General features: G+C 53.7%; 1 protein-coding gene. It reads right to left on the minus strand.

Features of this window, described 5'->3' with window-relative positions:
• Nucleotides 1–462: S16 family serine protease (locus RM704_RS45750; RefSeq protein WP_498076451.1), on the minus strand; the 462-nt coding region annotated here is incomplete at both ends.

Genomic DNA, 462 nt, shown 5'->3' on the forward strand with positions numbered 1-462 from the left:
GATTCCGCCGCCGCTTCCGCGGCAGAAGGTTCTGCCCAAGACTCAGGCCGGCTTTCCAAACCCAAAGCCAATACCTCGTCTATCCATTTGACCGGATGGATGGTTAATCCGGTTTTCACGTTTTCAGGGATTTCTTCCAGGTCTTTGACATTGTCTTTCGGAATCAGGACGTGTTTGATGCCGCCGCGAAGCGCAGCCAACAGTTTTTCCTTCAGACCGCCGATCGGCAGGACTTCGCCGCGCAGGGTAATTTCGCCCGTCATGGCAACATCGGCACGCACCGGAATTTTGGTAAAGGCGGACACCATCGCCAAAGTCATAGCAATGCCTGCGCTCGGACCGTCTTTCGGCGTTGCACCTTCGGGAACATGGACATGAATGTCTTTTTTCTCGTAAAAATCAGGAGCCAAACCTACTGATTCCGCACGGGAACGGACAACAGACCATGCAGCGGATACAGAT

Source organism: Streptomyces gottesmaniae, assembly GCF_031845845.1.
In the GTDB taxonomy this organism is placed as follows: domain Bacteria; phylum Actinomycetota; class Actinomycetes; order Streptomycetales; family Streptomycetaceae; genus Streptomyces; species Streptomyces akebiae.